At 60.2% G+C, this 26,157-nt stretch carries 28 protein-coding genes and 1 riboswitch; of the genes, 12 read left to right on the top strand and 16 right to left on the bottom strand.

What is annotated here, in order from left to right:
- Positions 1–6 precede the first annotated feature (6 nt).
- A complete protein-coding gene (locus HF327_RS17500) occupies positions 7–327 on the bottom strand; it encodes a YkgJ family cysteine cluster protein (protein ID WP_198461616.1) in 321 nt (106 codons plus the stop codon).
- A 241-nt stretch (positions 328–568) separates the two neighbouring features.
- Between HF327_RS17500 and HF327_RS17495 the strand changes: the two genes are divergently transcribed.
- Genes HF327_RS17495 through HF327_RS17485 form a run of 3 tightly spaced genes read left to right on the top strand, consistent with a single transcriptional unit; the run spans position 569 to position 3,099 of the window.
- Positions 569–904, top strand: a complete 336-nt coding sequence (locus HF327_RS17495) for a FeoA family protein (protein WP_198461615.1) — start codon at positions 569–571, stop codon at positions 902–904.
- Positions 901–2,877 (top strand): ferrous iron transporter B, encoded by a 1,977-nt coding sequence (gene feoB, locus HF327_RS17490; protein WP_198461614.1) that lies wholly within the window; start codon positions 901–903, stop codon positions 2,875–2,877. The genes HF327_RS17495 and feoB overlap by 4 nt, the downstream gene beginning before the upstream one ends.
- Before the next feature lie 27 nt (positions 2,878–2,904).
- The gene (locus HF327_RS17485; RefSeq protein WP_198461613.1) at positions 2,905–3,099 is read left to right on the top strand and encodes a hypothetical protein; all 195 of its coding nucleotides are present in this window, start codon (positions 2,905–2,907) and stop codon (positions 3,097–3,099) included.
- 54 nt (positions 3,100–3,153) lie between these two features.
- On the opposite strand, the gene HF327_RS17480 is transcribed toward HF327_RS17485, so the two are convergent.
- The 5 genes from HF327_RS17480 to HF327_RS17460 form a co-directional block, all read right to left on the bottom strand.
- Positions 3,154–3,717, bottom strand: coding sequence for a dihydrofolate reductase family protein (locus tag HF327_RS17480; RefSeq protein ID WP_198461612.1), 564 nt, complete (start codon positions 3,715–3,717; stop codon positions 3,154–3,156).
- A gap of 146 nt (positions 3,718–3,863) precedes the next feature.
- The gene (locus HF327_RS17475) at positions 3,864–4,229 is read right to left on the bottom strand and encodes a YkgJ family cysteine cluster protein (RefSeq protein ID WP_198461611.1); all 366 of its coding nucleotides are present in this window, start codon (positions 4,227–4,229) and stop codon (positions 3,864–3,866) included.
- 124 nt (positions 4,230–4,353) lie between these two features.
- Positions 4,354–4,608 carry a hypothetical protein gene (locus tag HF327_RS17470; RefSeq protein ID WP_198461610.1) on the bottom strand — a complete coding sequence of 85 codons (255 nt, stop codon included), beginning with the start codon at positions 4,606–4,608 and terminating at the stop codon, positions 4,354–4,356.
- 38 nt (positions 4,609–4,646) lie between these two features.
- Entirely contained in the window at positions 4,647–5,570 is a 924-nt protein-coding gene (gene argF, locus HF327_RS17465) for an ornithine carbamoyltransferase (protein ID WP_198461609.1), read from the bottom strand.
- Between the two features lie 18 nt (positions 5,571–5,588).
- The gene (locus HF327_RS17460) at positions 5,589–6,785 is read right to left on the bottom strand and encodes an aspartate aminotransferase family protein (RefSeq protein ID WP_198461608.1); all 1,197 of its coding nucleotides are present in this window, start codon (positions 6,783–6,785) and stop codon (positions 5,589–5,591) included.
- Between the two features lie 238 nt (positions 6,786–7,023).
- On the opposite strand from HF327_RS17460, the gene HF327_RS17455 reads away from it, so the two are divergent.
- On the top strand, positions 7,024–7,350 hold the full coding sequence (locus HF327_RS17455) for a DUF3579 domain-containing protein (protein ID WP_198461607.1): 327 nt from the start codon (positions 7,024–7,026) through the stop codon (positions 7,348–7,350).
- 86 nt (positions 7,351–7,436) lie between these two features.
- Here HF327_RS17455 and HF327_RS17450 read toward each other — a convergent pair whose 3' ends face one another.
- The 4 genes from HF327_RS17450 to HF327_RS17435 form a co-directional block, all read right to left on the bottom strand.
- On the bottom strand, positions 7,437–8,813 hold the full coding sequence (locus HF327_RS17450) for an MATE family efflux transporter (protein ID WP_198461606.1): 1,377 nt from the start codon (positions 8,811–8,813) through the stop codon (positions 7,437–7,439).
- Positions 8,814–8,929: 116 nt separating this feature from the next.
- Entirely contained in the window at positions 8,930–10,630 is a 1,701-nt protein-coding gene (mqo, locus tag HF327_RS17445) for a malate dehydrogenase (quinone) (RefSeq protein WP_198461605.1), read from the bottom strand.
- A gap of 321 nt (positions 10,631–10,951) precedes the next feature.
- Positions 10,952–11,245, bottom strand: a complete 294-nt coding sequence (gene rpsT, locus HF327_RS17440) for a 30S ribosomal protein S20 (protein ID WP_099736066.1) — start codon at positions 11,243–11,245, stop codon at positions 10,952–10,954.
- Positions 11,235–11,495, bottom strand: a complete 261-nt coding sequence (locus tag HF327_RS17435) for a hypothetical protein (protein ID WP_198461604.1) — start codon at positions 11,493–11,495, stop codon at positions 11,235–11,237. Before HF327_RS17435 ends, rpsT begins: the two co-directional genes overlap by 11 nt.
- Positions 11,496–11,507: 12 nt before the next feature.
- Between HF327_RS17435 and murJ the strand changes: the two genes are divergently transcribed.
- Positions 11,508–13,073 carry a murein biosynthesis integral membrane protein MurJ gene (murJ, locus tag HF327_RS17430; RefSeq protein ID WP_198461603.1) on the top strand — a complete coding sequence of 522 codons (1,566 nt, stop codon included), beginning with the start codon at positions 11,508–11,510 and terminating at the stop codon, positions 13,071–13,073.
- Positions 13,074–13,177: 104 nt separating this feature from the next.
- A complete protein-coding gene (locus tag HF327_RS17425) occupies positions 13,178–14,026 on the top strand; it encodes a SirB1 family protein (RefSeq protein WP_198461602.1) in 849 nt (282 codons plus the stop codon).
- A 16-nt stretch (positions 14,027–14,042) separates the two neighbouring features.
- Here HF327_RS17425 and HF327_RS17420 read toward each other — a convergent pair whose 3' ends face one another.
- A complete protein-coding gene (locus tag HF327_RS17420) occupies positions 14,043–15,101 on the bottom strand; it encodes an AI-2E family transporter (RefSeq protein WP_198461601.1) in 1,059 nt (352 codons plus the stop codon).
- A gap of 36 nt (positions 15,102–15,137) precedes the next feature.
- The gene (gene purM / locus HF327_RS17415; protein WP_198461600.1) at positions 15,138–16,190 is read right to left on the bottom strand and encodes a phosphoribosylformylglycinamidine cyclo-ligase; all 1,053 of its coding nucleotides are present in this window, start codon (positions 16,188–16,190) and stop codon (positions 15,138–15,140) included.
- Between the two features lie 361 nt (positions 16,191–16,551).
- On the opposite strand from purM, the gene hda reads away from it, so the two are divergent.
- From hda to folK, 4 genes are all read left to right on the top strand, one after another.
- The gene (gene hda / locus HF327_RS17410; protein WP_328701897.1) at positions 16,552–17,250 is read left to right on the top strand and encodes a DnaA regulatory inactivator Hda; all 699 of its coding nucleotides are present in this window, start codon (positions 16,552–16,554) and stop codon (positions 17,248–17,250) included.
- A gap of 69 nt (positions 17,251–17,319) precedes the next feature.
- The gene (locus HF327_RS17405) at positions 17,320–18,024 is read left to right on the top strand and encodes an HAD family hydrolase (protein WP_198461598.1); all 705 of its coding nucleotides are present in this window, start codon (positions 17,320–17,322) and stop codon (positions 18,022–18,024) included.
- On the top strand, positions 18,021–19,589 hold the full coding sequence (gene pcnB, locus HF327_RS17400; protein WP_198461597.1) for a polynucleotide adenylyltransferase PcnB: 1,569 nt from the start codon (positions 18,021–18,023) through the stop codon (positions 19,587–19,589). Before HF327_RS17405 ends, pcnB begins: the two co-directional genes overlap by 4 nt.
- On the top strand, positions 19,582–20,097 hold the full coding sequence (gene folK / locus HF327_RS17395; RefSeq protein ID WP_198461596.1) for a 2-amino-4-hydroxy-6-hydroxymethyldihydropteridine diphosphokinase: 516 nt from the start codon (positions 19,582–19,584) through the stop codon (positions 20,095–20,097). The genes pcnB and folK overlap by 8 nt, the downstream gene beginning before the upstream one ends.
- A 117-nt stretch (positions 20,098–20,214) precedes the next feature.
- Here the strand turns inward: folK and HF327_RS17390 are convergent, their stop codons facing one another.
- Together HF327_RS17390 and HF327_RS17385 are read right to left on the bottom strand one after the other, a co-directional pair.
- Positions 20,215–21,183: a Bug family tripartite tricarboxylate transporter substrate binding protein gene (locus tag HF327_RS17390; protein WP_198461595.1), complete on the bottom strand. Its 969-nt coding sequence runs from the start codon at positions 21,181–21,183 to the stop codon at positions 20,215–20,217.
- A 120-nt stretch (positions 21,184–21,303) separates the two neighbouring features.
- On the bottom strand, positions 21,304–22,350 hold the full coding sequence (locus HF327_RS17385; protein ID WP_198461594.1) for a CDP-6-deoxy-delta-3,4-glucoseen reductase: 1,047 nt from the start codon (positions 22,348–22,350) through the stop codon (positions 21,304–21,306).
- Between the two features lie 109 nt (positions 22,351–22,459).
- On the opposite strand from HF327_RS17385, the gene HF327_RS17380 reads away from it, so the two are divergent.
- Positions 22,460–23,389 (top strand): SDR family oxidoreductase, encoded by a 930-nt coding sequence (locus HF327_RS17380; RefSeq protein WP_407927052.1) that lies wholly within the window; start codon positions 22,460–22,462, stop codon positions 23,387–23,389.
- 120 nt (positions 23,390–23,509) lie between these two features.
- Here HF327_RS17380 and HF327_RS17375 read toward each other — a convergent pair whose 3' ends face one another.
- Together HF327_RS17375 and HF327_RS17370 are read right to left on the bottom strand one after the other, a co-directional pair.
- Positions 23,510–24,196 carry a DUF4124 domain-containing protein gene (locus tag HF327_RS17375; RefSeq protein ID WP_198461592.1) on the bottom strand — a complete coding sequence of 229 codons (687 nt, stop codon included), beginning with the start codon at positions 24,194–24,196 and terminating at the stop codon, positions 23,510–23,512.
- A gap of 89 nt (positions 24,197–24,285) precedes the next feature.
- Complete coding sequence (locus tag HF327_RS17370) at positions 24,286–24,930, bottom strand: hypothetical protein (RefSeq protein WP_198461591.1); 645 nt, start codon at positions 24,928–24,930, stop codon at positions 24,286–24,288.
- Between the two features lie 255 nt (positions 24,931–25,185).
- Positions 25,186–25,357, top strand: a riboswitch (FMN riboswitch).
- Between the two features lie 89 nt (positions 25,358–25,446).
- Here HF327_RS17370 and HF327_RS17365 point away from each other — a divergent pair.
- The gene (locus tag HF327_RS17365; protein ID WP_099736079.1) at positions 25,447–25,989 is read left to right on the top strand and encodes a 6,7-dimethyl-8-ribityllumazine synthase; all 543 of its coding nucleotides are present in this window, start codon (positions 25,447–25,449) and stop codon (positions 25,987–25,989) included.
- Positions 25,990–26,157 lie beyond the last annotated feature (168 nt).

Here is a 26,157-nt window from a genome sequence, read left to right as displayed (position 1 = left end):
AGCGGTCTACAGCAGTCCGCTTTCCAGTTCCGTCATGCCATGGCGGCGGCGCACGCGGTTGCAGGCGTCCGAGCCAGCAGCAAACTCGCGACAGGGCGAGGGGCGCCATTCATAAATGCCGCAACTGGCTTTCTCTCCCACTTTGCCGATCAAGGCCGCGCAACGCGGCTTGGCCCAGTCCGTGCCGCGCATGCGGCAGGTGTAGTCGGTGACTTCTTCGGACAGTCCCGAGGGAACACTGCCCCCCTGTTCCTGGGACTCATGGACGGAAAAATCCACACGAAATGATGCGCAGCAGGCACCGCAGGTCAGGCAGGGATGGGTCATGGCTGGGCCAGAAAAAGAGCTGGGCCGGAATTTTCTCTGCTGAATGCCGCGCGGCAAGGCGTTGTTTTGAAAATCCGACTGTGCTGCAAGGAAACAAAGCGCTCAAGGCTTTAGGGCAGAGCAAGCGCAGACTAATGTGCCTCTTTCGGGCTGAAAACCACATACCTGCGGCACTGCGGTGCACTGGGACTCTGAAGACGCCTGAAACATAATGAGAATTAAACTCAATAAAATAGCGCCCATGAGTATCTTGCAGTCCTTGGCCTCGGATAGCGCGGCCCCCGTTTTTGCGTCGGATGGCGCACCAGTGACCGCGCAGGCTGCGATCAGCCTCGACACGCTGGCTGTCAACACCTCTGCCCGCGTGGTGGATCTGGTCAGCGCCAGCAATGTGGAGGAGCAAGAGCTGATGCTGCGCCTCATGGAAATCGGTTTTCTGCCTGGCGAGCGTGTGCGCATTGTGGCCACCGGCTTTCCCGGCCCCGACCCACTGGCCGTGCGCGTGGGAGCCGCCACTTTTGCACTGCGCCGTTATGAAGCGTCGCGGGTCATGGTGGCGGTGGAGGCAAAGGCATGAACGCGCGTGACAACCCGAAAACAGAGCAGCTCGTGCAAAACATCTCTCTTCAGAATCTGAATGCTGGCTCTGCTACTGCGGCAGACCCGAACGCGCCCCTGCGCGCCGCCTTGCTGGGCAATCCCAACTGCGGTAAGACTGCGCTGTTCAACCTGTTGACTGGCGCACGCCAGAAGGTTGCCAACTATGCAGGCGTGACGGTAGAGCGCAAAGAAGGCTGGCTGAGCACACCGGGCAAGCGCCGCGTGCGTCTGCTGGACCTGCCCGGTACTTACAGTCTGCATGCGCACAGCGATGATGAGCGCATCACCCGCGACATCGTCAGTGGTCTGCATGGGCGCGAAGCACCGCCCGAGTTGCTGATCTGCGTGACCGATGCCACCCATCTGCGCCTGAACCTGCGCCTGGTGCTGGAAGCCCGTGCCTTGGGTCTGCCCATGCTGCTGGTGCTCAATATGAGCGATATGGCGCGCCGCCAGGGCATTGTGGTGGACAAGGCCAAGCTCAGTCAGGCGCTGGGCATGCCCGTGATTGAGAGTGTGGGTGTGCGGCTGGACGGCGGCAAGGAACTGCTGAACTGGCTGGACAGCGAGCAGGCCCATTCGCTGAAGGCTCCATCGATGGAAGGGCGCTGGCAGCCCAAGGCCGGGCTGGGGGCCAAGGAGCAATTGCTGAGTCTGCACCAGCAGGTGGCGGACATGATGCGCGACGCCGTGCGGGAGCCGCAGGTGGACAATCAGCGCGCAGACCGTATCGATGCGGTAGTGCTGCATCCCGTCTGGGGAACGCTGCTGTTGCTGGTGACGCTGTTTCTGATTTTTCAGGCGGTGTTCAGTTGGGCCGAACCGTTGATGGAAGGCATTGAAGGCGGGGTTGCCAGTTTTGGCCAGTGGGTCGGGCATGTCATGCCAGACGGCGTGCTGCGCAGCTTGCTGGTGGACGGCGTGATTGCCGGAACGGGCGCTGTGCTGGTGTTTTTGCCGCAGATTCTGATTCTGTTCTTCTTCATTCTGGTGCTGGAAGATTCGGGCTATCTGCCGCGCGCGGCTTTTCTGCTGGATCGCATCATGGGCACTGTGGGCCTGTCGGGGCGCTCGTTCATTCCGTTGCTGTCCAGCTTCGCCTGCGCCGTGCCCGGCATCATGGCCACGCGTTCCATCAGTAGCTGGCGTGACCGTTTGCTGACCATCATGATTGCGCCGCTGATGACTTGCTCGGCGCGCCTGCCCGTGTATGCGCTACTGATCGGTGCTTTCATCCCCGAGCAAACCGTGGGCGGCATGTTCAATCTGCAAGGTCTGGTGCTGTTTGCGTTATATGTGGGCGGTATCGTTAGCGCCATGGCAGTGGCCTGGGTGGCCAAGCTGTTCAGAACCAACAAGGCGCGTACACCGCTGATGATGGAGCTGCCAGCCTACCGCTGGCCCAGCATCCGCAGCCTGGCTCTGGGCCTGTATGAGCGCGCCATCATCTTCCTGCGCCGCGTGGGCGGCATCATCTTGACGGTGAGCATCGTGCTGTGGTTCCTGGCCAGCTACCCGGGTGCTCCCGAGGGCGTGACCGAAGGCGCGATCCGCTACAGCTTTGCGGGCCAGATCGGTCGCTGGCTGGAAGTGGTGCTGGCACCGATTGGTTTCAACTGGCAGATCGCCATTGCGCTGGTGCCCGGCATGGCAGCGCGCGAAGTGGCCGTGGGTGCGCTGGGTACGGTGTATGCACTGTCGGCCTCCAGCGATGACGCCATGGCCCAGCAACTGGGCCCGTTGATTGCGCATACATGGTCGCTGGCCACGGCCTTGTCGTTGCTGATGTGGTTTGTCTTCGCGCCCCAGTGCATCTCTACGCTGGCCATCGTCAAGCGGGAAACCAATGGCTGGCGCTACCCGTTGATCATGACCAGCTATATGTTTGGTCTGGCCTATTTGTGCAGCTTTATTACCTACCGTGTGGCCGTGGCCTTCGGTGCGGGTTAAGCCGGGCCTGAAGAAAGGAAACAGCCAATGCAGGAAATCATTGTGGGACTGATTGTGGCGCTGGCCGCCGTGGCTTTGGTCTGGAGGCTCATGCCTTCGGCCCTGAAGCGCAAGCTGGCGCAGTCGCACCCCGCGCTGGCGGGCGTCAACAAGGACAGCGGCTGCGGTGGTTGCAGCGCCTGTGGCGGTGACAGCTGCGCGCCCAGCGCTAAAAAGCCTTGAGGCTTGTAGAGCCGTCAACGCGGGTAGATCAGGCCTGAGGCGCTTTGCGGTGCCTCAGGCCTTTTTATTTTTTTGCGCGTTCTCCAGCGCGTAGTGGCTTTGCACCAGGCCAAAGTCCCAGCTGCGCGTGCTCAGGTGACGCAGCTGGACTGCGGTTTGCCCGGGGCCCAGCGGGCCAAACAGCGGCAAGCCTTCGCCCAGCAACACGGGGATGCGGGTAAGGGTGATTTCGTCGAGCAAGCCAGTGGCAATAAAAGACTGCAGGGTCATGCCTCCATCCACATACAGGCGCGGCTGACCCTGTGCCGCGGCATGAGCGACGAGTTCGGCCGGTGTGCCACTGAAGAGCTGCACGCCTGCAGGCGCGTCGGGCAACTCCTTTAAGGTGCGGCTCAGCACATAGACCGGCTTGTCATACGGCCACGGTGTGAAACCACGCACTTTTTCATAGGTGTTGCGTCCCATGACCAGGGCATCAATGCCTTGCATGAAGTCGGCATAGCCGCAGTCTTCGGGCGGGGTGATGCGGGCCTGGGCGGCATCCAGCCAGTCGAGACCGCCATCGGGGCGGGCGATAAAACCGTCAAGGCTGGTGGCGATATAGGCGTAGCAGGGCATGGGGTGATTCCATTAGAACAGGAGCTGATTACGCATGGTTATAGCTAACTTCAGAGCTTAATAAGGCTGAAATGCAAGATAAAAAAGCGCAGTCAGCTATCAAAATATGTAGCCATCCCTTGAACGCCCTAGCTGTCTCGAACGGCTCACGCGGCTTCCTGCCACCGCTCCACTTCCTGCTCTTGCAGCACAGGCAGACCAAATTTCTCGCGCGTGTCGTGGCAGCCATACGATGCAAACGGAAAGTCGCGGCAGGGCTTGGAGCGCTGCTCGTAGATGCCGCAGCCCATGCAGCCTTCGCCCACCTCGGGCAACTCGCGCAGGGCCACGCAGCGCACGGGGTGGCGCTCCGTGCCATTCATGCGGGCACGGTTGCCTTTGCCGGGGACTTCATGAGCTAGCTCGTCAGGTACGGTGCCGCCCATGGATTGCAGCTCGTAGATAGAGAATTCAACGCGGTAGTTCTGGCAACAAACGCCGCAGGTCAGGCAGGGGTGAACGGATTCGGTCATCAGGTTTCTTCGATTTTTCAGGCATCAGCAATGACAGCCCTTGCTTTCCTTGAGGGAAGGGGCTGTGCTTGGTCAAGGATGAGAGGAGGGTTCTGCGCAAGCGCAAAATCCGGTGCCTGAGCCACTAGGTGTGGCCTTGAAGAAACTTCAGATAGAAGGTGTGAATGCGCACATAAAGCGCGCGCACCCGGGCCGCAAAGCGTTTGCGCGGTCCGTAGCAGCAGGGCACCCTCCAGTGGCGTGCCACGTGGGGCTGGCGCAGGGCGCTGGCACCAAAGCTGTGCCTGAACCCCGAGGCTGCGCGGTGCACAAACGCAAACACCGCCTGCGGGTGCGGTACCAGCAGGCGGTGTTTGAATGGGGTATGGCTCAGGTGCATGGGTGTGTCTGTATGCAAATGAGCCAGGGCGTGGGGTATCAGCCTGGCTGGCGGCCCAGCAGCAGGTACTCCATGAGTGCTTTTTGCACATGCATGCGATTTTCCGCCTCGTCCCAGACTACGGATTGCGGGCCGTCGATGACGTCGGCTTCCACTTCCTCGCCGCGGTGGGCGGGCAGGCAGTGCATGAACAAGGCGTTGCCTTGAGCGGCAGCCATCATTTCGGCATCTACGCACCAGTCGGCAAAGGCTTTCTTGCGTGCTTCGTTCTCTGCTTCATAGCCCATGCTGGTCCACACATCGGTGGTGACCAGATCGGCGCCCTTGCAGGCTTCGAGCGGGTCTTTGAAGACTTTGTAGCAGCCGGGGTTGACGGGCTTGCCGTTGAAGGCCAGTTGTTCATCTACCTCGTAGCCGCCGGGTGTGCTGACATGGACGGTGAAGCCCAGCAGGTCAGCCGCCTGAAGCCAGGTGTTGGCCATGTTGTTGCCGTCGCCCACCCAGGCGACAACCTTGCCCTTGATGGAGCCGCGGTGCTCGATGAAGGTAAAGATGTCGGCCAGAATCTGACAAGGGTGGAACTCATTGGTCAGGCCGTTGATGACGGGGACGCGCGAGTATTCGGCAAAGCGCACAATCTTGTCCTGGCCGAAGGTGCGAATCATCACCAGATCGGTCATGCGGCTGATGACGCGGGCGCTGTCTTCGATGGGTTCGGAGCGGCCCAGCTGGCTGTCGCCCGTGGTCAGGTGAACCACGGAGCCGCCCAGCTGGTACATGCCGGCTTCAAAGCTGACGCGCGTGCGCGTGCTGGCCTTCTCGAAGATCATGGCCATGGTGCGGTCGCTCAGCGTATGGTGCTTCTCGTAACCCTTGAACTTTTTCTTGATCAAGGCAGCGCGTTCCAGCAGGTAGTCGTATTCATCTGCCGTGAAGTCGCTAAATTGCAGGTAGTGCTTCATGCGAAATTCCTTGAGAGATCAGGCAGCCAGTACGGCTTGAACCAATGGCTTGAGCTTAGCGACGATTTCATCGGCTTCGGCCTTGCTCAAAATCAGTGGGGGCACCAGACGGATCACGGTGTCGGCGGTCACGCTCAGCAGCAGGCCGGCTTCGGCGGCTTGGCCAATCAGCTGGCCGCAGGGCTTGGTCAGCTCCACGCCAATCATCAGGCCCTGGCCGCGCACTTCTACATAGCCTTCAAGGCTGCTCAGCGCTGCGTGGAGCTGGGCCTTCAGGTACTCGCCCACTTCCGTGGTGTGAGCCAGCAGGCCATCTTCTTCCATGATGCGGATGGTTTCAACACCAGCGCGCATGGACAAGGGGTTGCCACCAAAGGTGGAACCATGGTTGCCGGCAGTCAGCACCTTGGCGGCGGCATTGTGCGCCACCACAGCGCCCACGGGCACGCCAGAGCCCAGACCCTTGGCCAGGGTCATCACATCGGGCGTAATACCGGCCCACTGGTGGGCAAACCACTTGCCAGTGCGGCCCATGCCGGCTTGCACTTCGTCCATCATCAGCAGCCAGCCCTTGGCGTCGCACAGCTCGCGCACCTTCTTCAGGTAGTCGGCACGCATGGGGTGCAGGCCGCCTTCGCCCTGAATGGGCTCCATCAGGATGGCGACGATGTTGGGGTTACCTTCGGTGGCGTCGATCAGGGCTTCGTAGTCATTGGGGGCAATGCGGGTGAAGCCGTCGAGCAGATCGCCAAAGCCGTTGCGAACCTTGGGGTTGGCGGTGGCGCTCATGGTGGCGATGGAGCGACCGTGGAAGGCGTGGTCATAGACCACGATTTCAGGTTTGGCAATGCCCTTGTCGACGCCGTACTTGCGGGCGATCTTGATGGCGGCTTCGTTGGCTTCCAGGCCCGTGTTGCAGAAGAACACATTGGTCATGCCCGAACGCTCGGTCAGCAGCTTGGCCAGCGTTTCCTGACCGGGGATATGGTAGTAGTTGCTGGTGTGGATCAGCTTGGCCACCTGGTCTTGCAGGGCAGGCACCAGTTTGGGATGGTTATGGCCCAGCGTGTTGACGGCAATGCCGCCCAGCGCATCCAGATATTCTTTGCCGTTCACATCCCATACGCGGCAGCCCTGGCCTCGCTCCAGCGCGATAGGGACGCGGCCGTAGGTGGGCATAACGTGGGGCGAAGCTGCCTCGATGAAAGCGGTCATTGCAAGAATCTCCTGGAAAAGGAAGGTCAATGGTGCGCACTGGCACCTTAAAAATGCGAGGCTTGATTTTAGAGTGCCCTGATAACCCCAACATTGCGGATTACGCATCGTTGCCATGCAATGAGCCTAGGTCATTGTGGGGTTGACAGCACGTCTCTTATACAAGAGTTAGAATGATTCTTTGGGTATGTTGGTGGAGATCCCGCCCGGTTGCCCGGTTTTATTTAGCGAATATTTGATGGTTACCCCTTCCAGCAAAGAACTGTTCATCATGGGTATGACCCATGCCGGCAAAACTTTTCGACCCAGCGACTGGGCCGAGCGTCTGGCTGGGGTCATGAGCCAGTTTCGCCCCGGTGGAGCCTGCGCAGGCAGTCATCTGAGCTATTCGCCCTGGTGCGTGCCCACAGTGATGAACGGAACCAAATGCGTGGTGATTAACCGAGATCTGCGCGACTATGAGCCCATGGCTTGGGACTTCTGCTTGAACTTCGCCAAGGACAACGATCTGCAAGTCGCGGAAGCCTGTCTGTTGCCAGACAAGGCGTCGTCCGAAAAGGGGTGATTCTTTCTGGTGCCCAGAGGTGCCGCGCAAACGACAAAGGCTTCCATGAGAAGCTTTTTTTGTATCCGCCTGACAGCGATGGAGGCTCAGTGGGAGGCGGTGGCTGGGTCCAGCAGATGTGCCTGGTGCCATGATCCCCAGCAGTAATAGGCCAGCGACAGCAGCATGGATGCCAGGGCGCTGAGCGGAAAACTCCACCATAGCGCATCAATCCCCAAAATGGGCTGCAGCCCCCAGGCCAAGGGGAGGCGCACCCACCACAGCGCTGCGACCATGATGGCCAAAGGCACCAGCACTGCACCTGTGGAGCGCATGACTCCGGCCAACACGTTACTCACGCCCAGCAGCATGAACGAGCCCAGCACAATGCGGTTGAGGTGGCGTGCGGGCTCCAGGGCCGCGCTGCCCTCGGGCAGAAACAGGGCCAGTACTGGACGTTCGAAGACCAGAACCAGGGCCGCACAGGCGCCGGTCAACAGCAGCTGCAAGGCCACGCCGGTACGGGCCGTGCGCGCTACGCGCGACCAGTGGCCGGCGCCCAGGTTCTGAGCTGCGATGGTGGAGCAGGCCGAGGCCACGGCAATGGCTGGCATCTGCACATAGGCCCACAGTTGCAGGGCTGCGCTGTAGGCTGCGGAGGTTTGAGTGCCATAGGCGTTGACCAGGCTCAACATCAGCATCAGGGAGAGTGAGACCACCAGCATCTGTAGGCCCATGGGGAGTCCCTTGGTGAGCAGGCAGCGCAGCAGGGCTGGCTTGGGCCATAGGTGGCGGCGCTGGCGCCAGCCTATCCAGAGCGGCAGGCGCTGCCAGTGCAGCCAAGCCAGCAGGCCCAGCAGGCCCACGCTATTTGCCACGAGGGTGGCAAGGGCCGAGCCGGCCATGCCCATACCCGGCAAGGGGCCTGTGCCGAAGATGAATAGGGGGTTGAGTGCGGCATCTCCCAGAGCCACGGCCAAGAGGACTAAAAAAGGCGTGCGGCTGTCGCCGGTGCCGCGCAGCACAGCGGCCACGAAGATCAGCAGCAGCATGGGCGGAAGTGCTAAAAACAATACACGAAGATAGTCCACGGCCAGAGCTGAAGTGGCAGGCTCAGCCCCCAGAATGTGCAGTAGCGGCGCGGCCAGAGGCCAGCCCAGGGCGGCGATGAGCAGGGAGAAGCACAAAAACAGGCTGGCGCTGGTGCCCGTGATACGGCGCGCCAGCGCCCAGCGGTTTGCACCCACGGCGCGTGCCACCAGCAAATTGGTGGCCTGGCTGATGCCGAAGACCAGAGCGATCAGTACAAACAGGAGGTTGTTGGCATGTACGGCCGCAGACAGGGCGGCCTCGCCCAGGTGGCGCCCGATCCAGAACGCATTGACCGAGGTGTTCAGCGATTGCAGCACATACCCACCCCACAAGGGCAGGGAAAAGTGAACCAATGTTCGGCCAATGGGGGCGTGGGTCAGAGGGCGGAGCATGAGAATGGGAAGGCCGACACAGCCGAGGGACAGGGAGTGATGCTCCAAGAAAAAACCCCGCGCGGCACGGGCCGGCGGGGTGGACACCAGCAGGGCCGGTGCGGCAGGAGCAGGGCTTAGAGCGCCTGCATTTCCTTGTTCAGCTGGGTGGGGTTCTGGGGCGCAGCGGCAGGGGCGGGAGTGGGAGCCACTTCGGCCTTCTTGCCCAGGTCGGCAGGTACATCCACATAAGGCAGCTTCAGGGCCGAGCTGGTCATGCGGCGGATCTCGTTGGTGTAAGTCGCGTCTTCATTGATCTTGCGGCCATACGAGGGGACGATTTGCTGGATGTGGCTCTTCCAGTCGGCGCTGGCCATCTGATCGGGGAAGGACTTCTTGAGCAGGTTCAGCATGATGTGGGGAGCGGTCGACGCACCGGGCGAGGCACCTAGCAAGGCGGCGATGCTGCCGTCTTCGGAGCCTACGATTTCGGTGCCGAACTGCAGCACAGCACCCTTTTCGGGATCGCGCTTGATGATCTGAACACGTTGGCCTGCTGTGACCAGCTTCCAGTCCTCGCGCTTGGCGTGGGGGAAGTACTGGGCCAGCACGGCCTGGCGGTCTTCGTCGCTCAGCTCGGCCTGTTGCATCAGGTACTGGACCAGGTCCAGGTTGTGGATGCCCACGTGCAGCATGCCCATCAGGTTGTCATGATTGACCGAGGAGAACAGATCCCACCAAGAGCCGTGCTTGAGGAACTTGGTCGTTGCGAGCGCAAATGGGCCAAACAGCACCACGGGCTTGCCGTCGAGCTGGCGGGCATCCAGGTGAGGCACCGACATGGGAGGGGAGCCGGTAGAGGCGATGCCATAAGCTTTCACGTCATGGCGGGCTGCCAGCTCGGGGTTCTCGATGGCCAGGAACTGACCACCCACTGGGAAACCGGCGTAGTTCTTGGATTCGGGGATGCCGGAGGCCTGCAGCAACTTGAGCGCGGCACCGCCGGCGCCCACGAACACAAACTTGGTCTTGACAGTCTTTTCCTTGCGGCCGTTGGCCAGATCGGCCACGGTCACGTTCCAGGTCTTATCGGCATTCTGGCGCAGGGCCGTGACTTCGCTTTGCAGGTGCAGGCTGAAATTAGGGCTCTTCTGCAGAGAAGCCATGAGCTGCTCGGTCCAGACGCCGTGGTTCACATCGGTGCCCAAGGGCATGTAGGTGGCGGCGATTTTCTGGCTTGGATCGCGGCCTTCAATCATCAGTGGGGCCCACTTCTTGATCTGTGCCTGGTCCTCGGAATACTGCATGCCGTAGAACAAGGGGTTCTGGATCAGGGCCTGCTGACGCTTCTTTAGGAAAGCGATATTGTCATCACCCCAGACGAAGCTCATGTGAGGTGTGGCATTCACGAAGGTTTCGGGTGATTGCAGGAAACCGCGGCCGACCTGATGAGCCCAGAACTGGCGCGTCACTTCAAACTGCTCGGCAATGCCCACTGCACGTTTGGTTTCCACGCTGCCGTCAGGCAACTGGGGGGTGTAATTCAATTCGGCAAAGCCCGAGTGACCCGTGCCTGCGTTGTTCCAGCCATTGGAGCTTTCCAGGGCGACACCGTCCAGGCGCTCGAAGACCTCGATCTTCCAGTCGGGCTGCAGCTCCTGCAGGTAGGTCGCCAGCGTAGTGCTCATCACGCCGGCACCAACCATCACCACATCCACAGGTTGCTCGTTCTCGGCCTTGGGGACCGAGCGGGGGAACAGTGGCCAAAATAAAAATAATAGCGTGACCAGAACCAGGGCCGCGACGGCACCCAGTCCTGCTTTGATCGACTTTTTCATGACTTCTTCTAGGCTTGACTAAAGAAAAAGCCTGCAGGCAGGCAGCAGGCTTTTTGCGGCGGAGTGGAGAGTAAGTCCTGTAGAAGACATAAGACTCCCCGAGCTAGTGATTGTCCTAGGGAAGTCGAAAATTGACGCTAATCAATTGGTGTTAGAGGGGGCAGTCAGGAGCGAGGCGGAGAATGATGACTGCATCTGAAAAGCCGAAAAATTGCAGGCAACAAAAAAACCGCCCGAAGGCGGTTTTGATGTTTTTGCTGACAGCGCACCCATTACAAACGGCAGATGACCAAAGTCATCCGTGCTTGAGGGAGGCTGGTATTAAGCAGCCAGAGCCAGGGTCTTGACCTTGGCGGACAGGCGGCTCTTATCGCGAGCTGCCTTGTTCTTATGGAAGATGCCCTTGTCGGCGATCAGGTCGATCACGGACTGAGCCTTGGCAAACAGTTCAGCTGCCTTGGTCTTGTCGCCGGCCACAACAGCCTTTTCGACATTCTTGACAGCAGTACGGTACTTGGAACGCAGCGAAGTGTTAGCAGCGTTCAGCTTGACTGTCTGGCGGGCGCGCTTGCGGCCAGAAGCCAGGCGGGGGTTCTTTTTGGCTTTAGTTGCCATGATTTATTTCCTTGTGTCTGAGGATGATGTCAGCAAAAAAATAGATTGTACCACCCTCTTCGCCGCATCGAGGCTTCCCACTCTCTCGCTTCACGGGAAGGGCAATGCCCTCGCTGCGGGGCAGCTTTTGCTTGGCATCAATAGCTTGCGGCATGCCTGACTGACGCGATACCGTCTGCATCGGCTCTGCATGTTTGCTACAGAGTGAAAAGCACCACCAATCGGCCTGCAGTCGCAGGCGTGAACGCATACACTTCGCTGCGTGTCACTGTTCAAAGCCGCCTCCACCGTATCCCTGATGACGCTGGCCTCCCGTATTTCGGGGCTGGTGCGTGATCTGCTCATGGCCTCCATGTTCGGAGCCAATGCGCTCACAGACGCGTTCAATGTCGCCTTCAGAATTCCCAATCTATTCCGGCGTCTGTTCGCCGAAGGTGCTTTCAGTCAGGCCTTTGTGCCGGTACTGGCTGCCAGCAAGACCAAAAATGGTGAGGAGGCCACGCGCCAGCTGATTGGGCATGTAGCCACGATTTTGTTCTGGTCGCTGATCGTTGTCTGCGTGCTTGGCGTGGTGGGTGCTCCACTGCTGGTGTGGCTGTTGGCCAGCGGTATGCGTCAGACCCCTGATGGTTATCACGCTGCCGTGGTGATGACGCGCTGGATGTTCCCCTATATCGGCTTTATGTCGCTGGTGGCCCTTTCTGCGGGCATTCTTAATACCTGGAAGAAATTTGCCGTGCCTGCGGCTACCCCTGTGTTGCTGAATCTGAGCATGATTGTGGCAGCGTTGATTGGTGCACCCTGGCTGCAAAAGCAAGGCATTGAGCCGATTTATGCGATGGCTGGCGGTGTGATGCTGGGTGGTGTGCTGCAACTAGCGGTGCAAATTCCTGCGCTGCGCGCCATGTCGCTCATGCCGCGCATTGGTTTTTCGCCTGCTGCTATTCGTGCTGCATGGGATGAGGCCGGTGTGCGCCGCATTCTGGCGCTGATGGGCCCGGCTTTGCTGGGGGTGGGCGTGGCGCAAATTTCGCTGATGATCAACACCCAGATTGCTTCTTATATGGCACCGGGCAGCGTGACCTGGCTGTTCTACGCGGACCGCTTGATGGAATTTCCCACGGCCTTGCTGGGCGTGGCGCTGGGGGTGGTGCTGACGCCGCAGCTGGCCTCTGCCAAAGCTGCGGGCGATGACGAGCGTTACTCCAATATGCTGGACTGGGGTCTGCGTCTGGTCGTGCTGCTGGCTGTGCCTTGTGCCGTGGGCTTGCTCACGTTTGCAACACCGCTAGTGGCCACGTTGTTCCATCGCGGAGCGCTGCATGACAGCGATGTGGGGCAGATTGCGCTGGCCTTGATGGGCTATGGCGCGGGCCTGCTGGGTTTGGTCGCCATCAAGGTACTGGCACCTGGTTATTACGCCAGTCAGGACATTCGCACTCCTGTGAAAATTGCGGTTGTGGTGCTGATCATCACCCAGCTGCTGAATTTGGCGCTGGTGCCCTGGCTCAAGCACACGGGGTTGGCTCTGTCCATTGGCCTTGCGGCGTTGATCAACGCCACCTGGCTGCTGATCGGCCTGCTGCGCCGCGGCGCCTACAGGCCCAAGCCCGGCTGGCTGAAGTTTATTGCGCAGGTGATCGCTGCCAGTGTGCTGCTGGCCGTGCTGCTGCTCTGGGGCAGCCAGCATTTTGACTGGGTGGGTCTGCGCAGCAATGGCTTGCTGCGTGCTGGCCTGCTGGCCGCCATGATGGCTGGAGCTGCCGTGCTGTACTTTGGTGTGCTGATGCTGTCGGGGCTGAATCTGCGTCAGTTGCTGCGCCGGTAAAGGCTTAGCTGCTCATGGAAATGTGAGCGGCTTGTGCGCGGTTTATCTGCGTATCAAGGGAATTTTGCTTGCAACTCGCTCATAAGCGGCTTACAAAGCCGCTTATGAGCTGGACGATTGACGAGTACCCCACTGCCCTGAATTATTTTGCGTCTCTGGTGCAAAGCGACGAGAACTTTGCATTGATGGAGGCGGCCATCAGCATTGCGCAAGATGCCGAGCCTGATCTGGATTTGCAATCTGCGCAGGCAGAACTGGACCGCCTGCAGGTGCGGCTGGTGCAGCGCCTGGCGGGCGAGGATGACGGCTTGCGCAAGCTCAGTGCGCTCAACAAATTCTTTTATGGCGATCTGGGCTTTGCGGGCAACCTCAACAACTATTACGACCCCGCCAACAGCTATATCCACCATGTGCTGCAAACGCGGCGCGGCATTCCCATCAGCGTGGCACTGATCTGGCTGGAGCTGGCGAACAGCATTGATTTGCCGGTGGAAGGCATCAGCTTTCCCGGACACTTTCTGGTCAAGGTGCGCTTGCCCCAGGGGCAGGTGGTGCAAGACCCGCTGACAGGCGACTCCTATTCAGCCAATGCGCTGGCAGAGCGGCTGCAGCCTTTTCTGGATCAAACAGGCATTACGTCTGAAGATGCGCCGCCGCTGGGGCTGTACCTGCAGGCAGCCCATCCGCGCGATGTGGTGGGGCGCATGCTGCGCAATTTGCAGGAAATTCACCATGCCCAAAAAAACTGGGCCATGCTGGTGGCCGTGCTCAATCGTCTGATTCTGCTGCAGCCTGAGCGTGATGAGCTGTACCGAGACCGCGGTATGGCTTACGCCCAGTGGGGGGTGCCTGCAAGAGCGCTATTAGATCTGGAGCGCTATTCCAATGTTGCGCATGGGCTAGAGGCTGATTTGATAGCCAAGGCTATCGCCAGACTACGTCAGGCCGATTGAGGGCTGAATTCGAAGCTTAGACCAGCTGCGCGGCTTCCAGCTCTTTCTTGAGGTAGGCGTAAAACAGCGGGGCAGCCACCAGACCTGCGGGGCCAAAAACGGATTCAGCCACAAACATCACGGCCAGCAGTTCCCACACGCCCATGTGGGTGCGAGTGCCTACTACTTTGGCGTTGATGACGTATTCGGCCTTGTGAATCAGAATCAGAAAGCCCAGGCATGCTGCTGCAGCCACGGGCGAGACCGACAGACCCACCAGCGTCAGCACGGCGTTGCACAGCAGATTGCCGACGATGGGAATGAGTCCGGCCACAAACGTCAGGGTGATCAGGGCCGGGGTGTAGGGCAGTTGCAGGTCCCAGATCGGCAAAATGACCAGCAGAAAGACGGAGGTCAGCAAGGTGTTGAAGGCCGCAATCCAGAACTGGGCCGCCACGATTTGCTTGAAGGCCAGCGCGAAGTGGCTGATGCGCTGTTGCAGGGCGCAGACCAGTGGGGGGCGACGGGCGGTAATGGGGCGCACGGCGGCCAGCGCGCCAATGATTAGACCCACATAGGCGTAGAGCAGGCCGGTCAGCCAGGCGCGGCCTGCATTGGCCAGTACGCCGGCTTTGGCGGCGAGGTAAGTGGCCAGCTTGCGCTGAATGTCCTGGGCGCCGTCAGGCAGTTGATCGGCAATGTCTGAAGGCAGCTTTTCGCGCAGCTCCAGCACCGTGGTTGCCAGGTAGTCCAGTAGTTCTTTGTACTGGGCCGGGGCTTCGGTGATGTAGGTGCGGGTGTGTGACAGGGCGCCACTAAGCAAGGCTAGTGGCGCCAGAATCACGATGGTGGTTGCGACCACCTGGGTCCAGCGAGGCAGCTGGTTGCTGTGAAAGGCGCGATGATTTGCCCGTGACAGCAGGCGAGACAGTGCGCGGGTGAGCATGAAGCCCACGCACACGCACAGCAGGCCGGGGAGTATCCCCTGATGCATGACGAGCAGCAGTGCCGCTCCCATCAACAAGTAACTGGCCAATATGACCTTGGGCGAAGGACCCGGTTGCGTCGCGATGGGGGCTGGCAAATGCTGCGTCATTCAAGCTCGGGATAGAGGGCTGTATTGAAGATGTGCTTAGCGTACTTCAACCGGTTTGCCAGCGCCAATTTCTGTGATGGCTCCGATGGTGTAGACCTTCTCGCCCAGCTCTGCCAGAGTGGCTTCGGTAGCGGTTGCATCTTCTGCGGCCACCACAACCACCATGCCGATACCGTTGTTGAACGTGCGGTTCATTTCGATATCGTCAATGCCCGCTGTCTTTTGTAGCCAGGCAAACAGCTCAGTCTGGGGCCAGCTACCGGCGGTCAGGTGGGCAGCAGTGCCTTCGGGCAACACGCGGGGAATGTTTTCCAGCAGACCGCCGCCGGTAATGTGGGCCAGCGCCTTGATGGGGTGCTTGTCCAGCGCAGCCAGCACGTTCTTTACGTACAGGCGGGTAGGCTCCATGATGGCGGCCTTGAAGGGCTTGCCGTCCAGCGTCTCGGGCACGGAGCCTTGCGTTTCAGCGCGCTCAATGCACTTGCGCACCAGCGAGAAACCGTTGGAATGCACGCCGTGCGAAGCCAAGCCCAGGACCACGTCGCCGGGCTTGACGCTCTGGCCGGTCAGAATTTTGGATTTCTCGACAGCGCCGACGGCAAAGCCTGCCAGGTCGTATTCGCCATCGGGGTACATGCCGGGCATTTCAGCGGTTTCGCCGCCGATCAGTGCGCAGCCAGACAGCTCGCAGCCCTTGGCGATACCGCCGACCACGGCCGCAGCCGTATCCACATTCAGCTTGCCGCAGGCAAAGTAGTCGAGGAAGAACAAGGGCTCCGCGCCTTGCACCAGCACGTCGTTCACACTCATGGCCACCAGATCGATGCCCACGGTGTCGTGCATATTCCACTCGAAGGCCAGCTTGAGCTTGGTGCCCACGCCGTCGGTGCCGGAGACCAGCACGGGCTCCTTGTAGCGCTTGGGCACTTCAAACAGCGCGCCGAAGCCGCCGATGCCAGCCATCACGCCTTCGCGCATGGTTTTCTTGGCCAGAGGCTTGATGCGCTCAATCAGTGCGTCGCCAGCGTCGATATCAACGCCTGCGTCTTTGTAGGAAATGGGGGTAGAGGAGGATGCGGAAGAGCTCATCGATGGGTCCGGTGCGGGGAGCGCCCTGCATGGGCGGGAAACCCCGGGATTCTACGGCGCTTACCTTGTTCTCGGGTGCGGGCCGACATGCGCCAAAGGGTTTTGCTGGAGCATTCATGGCCTGACTACAACATCGGCAGTAGGCAAAATCAGCCTGAACCGGCTCAGGGCCTGTCAGTGCAGACTAAAATTAGTGCTTTTGTTACCGCGCGATCGAGTCAATGCATTTTTGCAGGGCTTGATCGGAGTGCATATCCCAGGTCACCGTCTCCTTCACATTGATGCTGATAAATCTCCTGTCAGATTTCGCCGCATGGGCTGTTGAATGCCCAGGAAAGGGGGCGCTGCGCGTATGTCGCAGATGAAGCAACTGGCTCTGGATATCAGCACGGCACCCGGCCCGACCTTGTCGCGCTTTTTTGTGGGTCCCAACGCTGCCCTGATTGACCATCTGCGTCATTGGGTGGGCGATGGACAGCTTCAAAAAGCAAGAACGCCAGTGCCTACTTACCTTTGGGGCGAGGCGGGGTCAGGCAAGAGTCATTTGCTCAAGGCCGTGCGTGAAGCGCTGCGCGAGCAGGGCGCCATGGTGGGCTGGATGGATGCCTCCACTCCATTTCCTCCTGCGTTTGATGAGCGCTGGGTCGCCGTCCTCATGGACGATGTGGACATTTACACCCCTTTTCAGCAGGCGCGGGCCTTCAACTGGTTTGTGAATGCCACAAGCCCTGCGACCGGCTTGCCGCGCTGGGTGCTGGGTGCCGGACAGTTGCCTGTTGCTGACCTCAAACTGCGCGAAGACCTGCGCACCCGCCTTGGCTGGGGCCATGTCTATCAGCTGCATTTGCTCGATGAACCTGCACGCCGCGCCGTGCTGCGACAGGAGGCTGATGCCCGCGGTGTGTTTCTGAGTGACGAAGTGATGGATTACATGCTCAGGCGCTTCTCACGCGATCTGGGTTCTTTGATGCAACTGCTGGACATGCTGGACGGCTTTGCATTGCGCAGCAAGCGCGCCATCACCATCCCGCTGCTCAAAACCATGCTGGAAACTGAGTGAAGTCACGCACCCTGTTGCTTGCCTTACTCCCCGCTTTGGCCCTGCCACGGCACTTTTTGTTGGATTTGCATGTCGACTGCTTCTGAATTGCCGAACAAGCCAAAGCTGGCCCTTTTTGATCTGGACCACACCCTGCTGCCGCTGGATTCTGACCACGGCTGGGGCGAGTTCTCCATCGCCATTGGCTGGTGCGATCAGGAGGCCTTTGGCCGCCAGAACGACGCTTTCTTTGAAGACTATCAGGCCGGGCAGCTCAATATTCCCGACTATGTGCGCTTTGCCACGGCAGCCGTGGTCGAGCGTGGCGAGGCGGAGTCGACTGCGGCTCATCAGCGCTTTATGGACGAAGTGATCCGTCCAGCCATGAAGCCTGCGGCCATTGAATTGGTGCAACAACACCTGAATGCGGGTGATACCGTGGTCATTACCTCGGCCACCAATGAATTTGTGACGGGCCCGATTGCCAGGGCTTTTGGCGTCCAGCATCTGCTTGCCACCGAGCTGGTGCGGGATGCCAAGGGCTGGTTTACGGGCGAAATTGCGGGCATTCCAAATATGCGCGAAGGTAAGGTCGTGCGCATGACCGAATGGCTGGCAGAGAGAAACCTGCGCTGGGAAGACGTGGAAGCGACCTTCTACAGCGACTCCATGAACGATGTGCCCCTGCTTGAAAAAGTGGATCACCCTGTGGCCACCAACCCCGATGCGCGCTTGCGTTCCCTGGCCGAGGAACGCGGCTGGCGCATCGTGGACCTATTTAGCGAAGCACCATGATCAAGACCATTATTGACAAGCTCCTGGGTAAAGCCCCAGCGGCCCCCCGCGCGCGCAAGCCCAAGTTCGGCAAACGTGATGAAGTGCCGGTGCAAGTGCACGGCATTGACCCGAACCTGGTGGATCGCCGCGCCATTGATGTGGTGCAGACCCTCAAGAGCGCGGGTTTTGAGGCCTATATCGTCGGCGGCGCCGTGCGTGACTTGCTGCTGGGTCTGCGTCCCAAGGACTTTGATGTGGCGACCAACGCCACGCCCGAGCAGGTCAAAAACCTGTTTCGCCGTGCTTTCATCATCGGCAAGCGTTTTCGCATCGTGCACGTGGTCTATGGCCGTGGCCGCGAAAACGAGGTCATCGAAGTCTCGACCTTCCGCGCCTTTCTGGATAACAGCGCGGCTGAGCAAGTCAGCGGCAATGAACGTACCAGCAAAAACGAGCTGGCCGGCATGAAGCATGCCGTGGACGCCAGCGGCCGCGTACTGCGCGACAACGTCTGGGGCCCGCAGGACCAAGATGCTACGCGCCGCGACTTCACTATTAACGCCATGTATTACGACCCCGAGACACAAATCGTGGTCGACTATCACGGCGGTATTGCAGACGCCAAGAAGAAGGTGCTGCGCATGATTGGCGACCCGGCGACGCGTTACCGCGAAGACCCGGTGCGCATCATCCGCGCCGTGCGTTTTGCCGCCAAGCTGAGCAGCAAGGACTTCAAGCTCGAAGCCAAGACGGCCAAGCCGCTGGTTGAATGCGAGCCGCTGCTGCAGGAAGTGCCGCAAAGCCGCTTGTTCGACGAAATGCTCAAGCTGCTGCAGACCGGCCACGCCATTGCATCGGTGGAGCAGCTCAAGGCGCTGGGCCTGTCGCGCGGCATTTACCCGCTGCTGGATGTGGTGATGGAGCGTGCTGACCACCCGTTTGTGCAAGCCGCGTTGATGGATACCGATCGCCGTGTCGCCGAAGGCAAGCCCGTGGCCCCCAGCTTCTTGCTGGCCTGCGTGCTTTGGCAAGACGTCAAGCAAGGCTGGGAAAAGCGATTGGGCAAGGGCTATCACCCCTTCCCCGCGCTGCAGGAGTCGATTGACGAAGTCTTTGACCAGCGCATTGGCGACGTGTCGGGCCGTGGCAAGCTGGCTGCGGACATGCGTGAAATCTGGGTCATGCAGCCCCGCTTTGACAAGCGCACGGGTGCAACGCCTAACTCCATGGTGGCACAGCCGCGCTTTCGCGCCGGTTTTGACTTTATGCGTCTGCGTGCTGACATTGGCGAGGTGGAAGAGAGCCTGGCCAGCTGGTGGCAGGAATTCCAGCATGCGGACGATACCCGCCGTGCGGACCTGATCGCTCAGGCGCGCGATGAGCAGCGTGCCCGTCAGCGTACCCAGCAGCAGGCAGCGCCCAAGGTGCACCGCGTGGCCAAGAAAAAAGCCGAAGGCGAGGCCGCGAGCAGCCCGCTGGAGGAAGTCGCTAATGAAGTCAATGAGGGCGATGCGCCTAAAAAGCGCCGCCGTCGCCGCCGCAAGCCCGCAGCAGGCAGCGCGACCACCGGTGGTGATGAATAAGCCTGACACTGCTTTGGCGACCTTGGCTGCGGATACGGTGGCCATTGGCCTGGGAGCCAATCTGGGGGATGCGCAGCAAACGCTGCGCTGGGCCGTGCAAGCCCTTGCCCAGCTGGCGCAGACGCAGTTGCTGTCCGTTTCTTCGCTCTACAGCACCAAGCCTATTGATTCGTCAGGGCCGGATTATCTGAACGCTGTGGCGTTGGTGCGTACCCAGCAGGCACCACTGGCGTTTTTGCAGGCGCTGCAAGCACTTGAGTTGCAGGCCGGGCGCGAGCGCCCTTACCGTAATGCACCACGCACGCTGGATCTGGATATCGAGCTTTGGGGTGAATGGCGCTCGGAGGATCCGGTGCTGATCGTGCCCCACCCTCGCATGTGGGAGCGCGCTTTTGTACTCGTGCCGCTGGCCGAAATTGCGCCCCAATGTGTGAGTGCCAAGCTGCTGCAGGCCGTGGTCGATCAGAGTATTGAACGCAGTCAGTCGCAAGGCTGGTGGCAACAATAAACTACTATTTTGATAGCTGCTCGCGCTTATTTATAAAGCGCTAGAGGCCTTAAACATCAAAGCCCCGGAGCATCGCTGCTGCCGGGGCTATGGGTATCAGCGTATCGCTAGATTGGCTCAGTCCACCTTGGCACCAGAGGCCTTGACGATGGGCTGGTACTTGGCGCGCTCTGCAGCCATGAATTTGTCGAATTCGGCAGGCGTCGAGCCCACGGGTTCAGCCATGAGTGTGCTGAAGCGCGTCTTGGTCTCTGGTGCCTGCAGGGCGTCGTTGAAGGCCTTGCTCAGCTTGTCCAGCACGGGCTTGGGTGTGCCTGCGGGGGCGACCAGACCCCACCAGGTATCAATCGCAAAACCGGGATAGGTCTTGGACAGAGCGGGTACGCCGGGCAGCAGGGGCGAGGCGTTGAGCGATGTCACAGCCAGCGCCACCAGCTTGCCGCTCTTGATATTGGGGGCGGCGGCAGCCAGGTTGTCGATATTGAAGTCCACCTCGCCTGACAGCAAGGCCAGCTGGGCAGGGTTGGCACCGCGATAAGGCACGTGCAGGGCGAAAATGCCGGCCTTTTGCTTGAGCATTTCACCAGCCAGGTGGCCTGCAGAGCCATTGCCGCCGCTGCCGTAATTCAGTTTGCCAGGGTTGCTCTTGGCGTAGCTGATGAGGTCAGCCATGTTGTGAATGTTGAGCTGGGTGGCCTTGGCGGCATTCATCACCAGCACATTGGGAACACGCACCATCTGGGTGATGCCGGCAAAGTCCTTGCCTGCATCGTAGGGCATCTTGGCATAGAGCCAGGGGTTGACGGCATGGGTGGCGGTTGCTGCCAGACCGATGGTCAGACCATCAGGCAGGGCCTTGGCAATCGCGTCGGCACCGATGTTGCCGCCCGCGCCAGCCTTGTTGTCGATGACGACAACGCCCAGTGAATCACGCACGCGCTCCGCCAGAGCGCGAGAGGTGATGTCCAGCGGACCACCGGGCGCATAGGGCACGATCAGACGAATGGTTTCTTGGGCCTGAGAGAGGGGGGAGGCCAGGGCAGCAACAGCCGCCATGACCGAGAGAAGGCTGTTTCTACGGTTCATAGCTCACTATTGTGCAAAAAATTGCAACCCTGTCAGACAAGGTAGTTATTCAAACAGGAATTTTGCGCGTAAACCCCGATGATTGATGGAAAGCATCGGGGTTCGCACTAATAAAGGTATTTACTTGTCGGCTTCGGAGGTGAATGCGTCCGCGTAGAACTCTTCGGCAGGCAGGGCGCGTTCGCTGGTATAAGCGGCACGGGCCGAATCCACCACGATGGGGGCACCACAGGCGTAGACTTGATAGCCGGACAGATCGGCAAAGTCGGCCATCACGGCCTGATGCACAAAGCCGGTGCGGCCCGTCCAGGCGTCTTCAGGCAGAGCGTCCGAGATGACGGGTATGTACTTGAACTGCGGCATGGAGGCAGTGTGCTCGGCAATCCATGCCGCGTCATACAGGTCTGCAGGGCGGCGACCACCCCAGTACAGCGTGGTGGGACGGTTGATGCCCTTGTGGCGCATGTGCTCGATCAGAGCCTTGATGGGGGCAAAGCCGGTGCCAGAGACAAGCAAGATGATGGGCTTGTCCGAATCTTCACGCAGGAAGAAGCTGCCGAACGGGCCTTCCACGCGCAGAATTTCTTTTTCCTTCATGCCGCCGAAGACGTGGTCGGTGAACTTGCCGCCTTCCATGTGACGAATGTGCAGCTCAAGGCCGGGTGTGGTTTCCTGCACATGAGGGGCGGTGGCCATCGAGTAGGCGCGGCGGGCGCCGTCGCGCAGAATGAATTCCACATATTGACCGGCGTGGTACTGGAACTTTTCGCTGGCGGGCAGTTGCAGGCGAACCTGCATCACGTCGTGCGATTTTTTCTCCAGCGCGGCCACGCGCACGGGCATTTTCTTGATGGGGAATGAGCTGGCATCGGTCACCTGGCGCGACTCCAGCACCACATCGCTGTGGGGCGTGGCGCAACAGGTCAGCACATAGCCGCTGGCTTCTTCATCGGCGCTCAGAGCCTTGTCCGAATGCGTGCCGTGGCTCACATCGCCACTGATCTTCTTGCATTTGCAGGAGCCGCAGGCACCGTCTTTGCAGCCGTAAGGCAGGCCGACGCCGGTGCGGATCGCTGCGGCCAGAATGGTTTCAGCGCCTTGAGTGGCAAAAGAACGTCCGCTGGGCTGGACGGTAATTTCAAACGAAGCGTTGGCAATCTCGGTCATGGCTTTTTCTAGGTATCCTTGAAGGCGTAACTGGCAGTCATTGCCCCGCGTTGCTGCAGTCGCAGCAGCGTGGATGACCCTCTATTCGTGTACGCAGCAGGCCCCGATTTTGCCCTCAAACCAAAGCCCATTGGGTGCGCTACCAGCGCGCTTTCGTCGTGAACGTGTATTGATCGTTGGCTATGGCGATGTCGGCCAGCGGGCGGCCCGGCTGCTTGGCAGCAGAGTCAAGGCGTTGGTGTTGAGCCGCAATCCAGAACGTGCAGTTCAGTTGCGGGCGCAGTGTGTGTTGCCTCTGTGGGGTGATCTGGATGACATGAGTAGCTTGCGTCGGCTGGCGGGTATCTCTACGCGGGTGCTGCATCTGGCTCCTCCGCCTGCGCTGTCGGAGGCTGAGGAGGGGTGGTGGCTGGATGGGCGTACCACGGCGCTGATGCAGGCCCTGCGCTTGCGCAGCCTGCCGCACAGTTTGGTCTATGCATCGACTTCCGGTGTGTATGGGGACTGTCAGGGGCAATGGGTGACTGAGACCCGGGCCGTCGCACCGACTACAGGCCGGGCGCAACGACGCGTGAACGCTGAGCGGGCTGTGCGCTTTGCCGGGCGCTCAGGCCTGCGGGCCAGCATCTTGCGCATTCCCGGCATCTATGCGCCCAATCGCGAGGGCGGTACGCCACGCCCGCGCCTGCTGCGTGGCACGCCGGTGTTGTTGGCGGCCGATGATGTCTACACCAACCACATTCATGCCGATGATCTGGCCCGCGCCTGCCTGCGGGCACTGTGGTGCGGCAAGCCGCAACGCATCTATCACGCCAGTGACGATACGCAGTTGAAGATGGGTGATTACTTTGATCTTGCGGCTGACCTGTACGGTATGGCCAGGCCACCACGTATTTCGCGTGAGCTGGCGAAGACCGAGCTGCCAGCCAGCTTGCTCAGCTTCATGAGCGAGTCACGGCGGTTGTCGAATCAGCGACTCAAGCAGGAGCTCAAGCTCAAGCTGCGTTATCCCACGGTGACCGAGGGCCTGCAAAGCTAGGCACAGCAAAGAGCACGATTCTTAAAAATTGGCTTGGCCCAGGCAAGGGGCAGCAAGCAAGCGCCGCATCGCAGCGAAGCTGTCGTCCCCTGGGGGAAGGCGCAAAGCGCCGCAGGGGAATCAAGGAATGGGATGAACACCGCCGCGGTTGTCGTAGCAGCGAAAGACATTGCAGTTGACGATCTTGGCCGGTGGCTGCGATGGCGTCGGGCGTACAGGCGGATATCCATGGGGTGGGCGGCCATAGCCCCACTGTGGGCGGTTGATGGCATTGGGCTGCAGCGCGCGGCTTTGCTGCAGCTGCTGATAGGCGGCAGCGCCCAGGCAGCTCATTTCCATCTGGGCTTGGGCGGCCTGGCTGCGCTCACCCCAGGTGGCGGGGTCGGGATTGGGTTCGGCCAGGATGGCGTTGTAGCGTTCACGGGCCTGGCGGCAGGCAGGGGAGTTTTCCAGATTGCCACCGGCACGGGCCTGCGCTTTCTCGGCGGCTTCGCGTTCCTTGCGCTCCTGCGCTTCACGCTGGCGGCGCTGTGCCTCATCACGGGCTATCTCGGCTTTGCTGCGCTCTCGGGCCTTGTTGGCGCGGGCGCGTTCGGCCTCAATTTCTTCGGCGCTTTGTGGCGGCTGAATCAGAGTAGTCGATTCGCCTGAAACACAGCGGCCGTTGGTATAGGTCACCTCGCCGGTCTTGGCGTCTATGCAGCGCAGAACCTGGGCTTGGGCCGTGCTGGCCAGTGCCGCCCAACCCAGCAGCAAGGCTAGCGAAAGCGTGCGCATGACCGGTTGCAGGGAGTTGAGCTTCGGCATGACCAATCCTTTGATGGCTGTGAACGCCTGCAAATTATGAGGGGCGGCAAGAAAAAATTGAAGCGCAGCTCTGCTGCGACAACAGAAGATTAGCGCCAGTCGCCGCGTGGAGGAAAGCCCTGCTGCTGACCTTCACGCTGGCGTTGTTGCTGGCGCTGATCACGGTCTCGATCACGTTCTTGCTGCTGCCTGTCTCGGGCTTGTTGCTGGCGGTCACGCTCGGCCTGCATGCGGTCACGGTCGCGTTGCTGTGCCTGCTGCTGCATTTGCTGTTGTTGATCGCGCTCCTGCTGGCGGCGATTCTGGTCTTGGTCTCGGCGGTTTTGAGACTGCTGGCGCTCCCAGTCGCGGCGCTGCTGCTCTTGCTGGCGCTGCTGATCGCGTTGCCATTGCTGGCGTTCACGGTCTTGCTGCTGATGTTCACGCATGTGTTGGGCACGGTCGCGTTCCTGCTCACGCTGGCGCTCCCACTGGCGACGCTCGCGCTCTCGAATCGCCCATTCGTTGCGGTCTTGACCTTGATAAACGGGATAAGCCGGGTAGACGGGCTGGCTGCTGTAAATGGTGGTCGAGCCGTAACTGCCACCACCGCCATAGCCGCCGCCGTAACTGCCGCTGTAGCCAGAGTCATATTCACCAGGAATCGCGACGCAGGCCGTACTCAGCGCCGCCAGCGCACCGATGGTGGCCCAGCGTGTGGAGGTTGACAGCAATGCCTGCAGGGACTGTTTCATGACTCGCCTTGTGAGGTGACCGTCAACGCAAAGGGCACTGACTGATCTTGTGATGTTTAACGTGTGGCTGCCAGTCGAGGTTGACTTACGCGCCATTCACTTCAATTTGATAGCCGCTGGCGATTTATTTATATGGGGTACAAGCCATTTTTCCTTGAGTTTTAGAAGTGACGCAAGAGTGACCCTTTTGGCAAAAGCAGCACCAAAGCGTCGCTAGAATGGCTTTGTCTTGTGGTGAAACCATTCGCCGCAAAGCAGCGTTCTCAGGGCGGGGTGTAATTCCCCACCGGCGGTATTTGCAGCCAGACCACAGGGTCCGGACTGCAGCAGCCCGCGAGCGCCTGTGGTCTCGTCAGAGATTTCAGGGTCAGCAGATCTGGTGAGATGCCAGAGCCGACGGTCATAGTCCGGATGAAAGAGATCGCGCAGCATTTGCCTTTGTTGCAGCCATCGCTGCGGCATGGGTGGGTGTCTTTGCGCACGCCCTGATTCATTGGAGATTTTGGAAATACCACCATGAATCAGACCCCCAGCACCATGAACTTTGAAACCCATGCCACTTCCGCAGGTACGCCCTGGAAGGCTACGGCGGGTCGTAGCCGCATTGCCATCATCAGCGCCAGCTGGCACACCGAAGTGGTGTACCAGGCCCGTGATGCAGCGCAGGCTGAACTGCAGGCGCAAGGTGTGCAGGCCGGCAACATCCAGCACTTTAGCGTCCCCGGTGCTTTTGAAATCCCTCTTATGGCCAAGAAGCTGGTGCAAAGCGGCCGCTTTGATGCGGTGATTGCCTGCGCGCTCATCGTCAACGGTGGCATCTACCGCCACGAGTTTGTGACGACGGCCGTGATCGACGGCCTGATGCGTGTGCAGATGGATTCTGAGGTCCCCGTGTTCTCTGCCGTGCTGACACCGCGTGACTTCCACGAGCATGGCGACCATGTGGAATTCTTCCGTCAGCACTTTGTGAAAAAGGGCGCAGAAGTGGCCCACGCCTGTCTGAACACGCTGGATCAGCACGCCAAGCTGGACGCCTTGCTGCAGGCCAAGGCCGCCTGAACTGCACTGAGATAGTGCACGCCATGCCCAGCTTCGGGCATGGCGTTGGCAGAAAGTATCCCCACTTCCTGCATCTGTTTTCTTGCAGTTTTTACAGCACAGCTGGGCGGTCTTGCCGATCCCTGAAAACACTGATTGTTGTACCGGTGTAGCACTCCTTGCACCTAT

The sequence above is a fragment of the Comamonas suwonensis genome (genome assembly GCF_012844455.2).
Classification (GTDB): Bacteria; Pseudomonadota; Gammaproteobacteria; order Burkholderiales; family Burkholderiaceae_C; genus Comamonas; species Comamonas suwonensis.
Note: the sequence above shows the minus strand (reverse complement) of the source record. Positions and strands in the feature narration are given on the sequence as shown.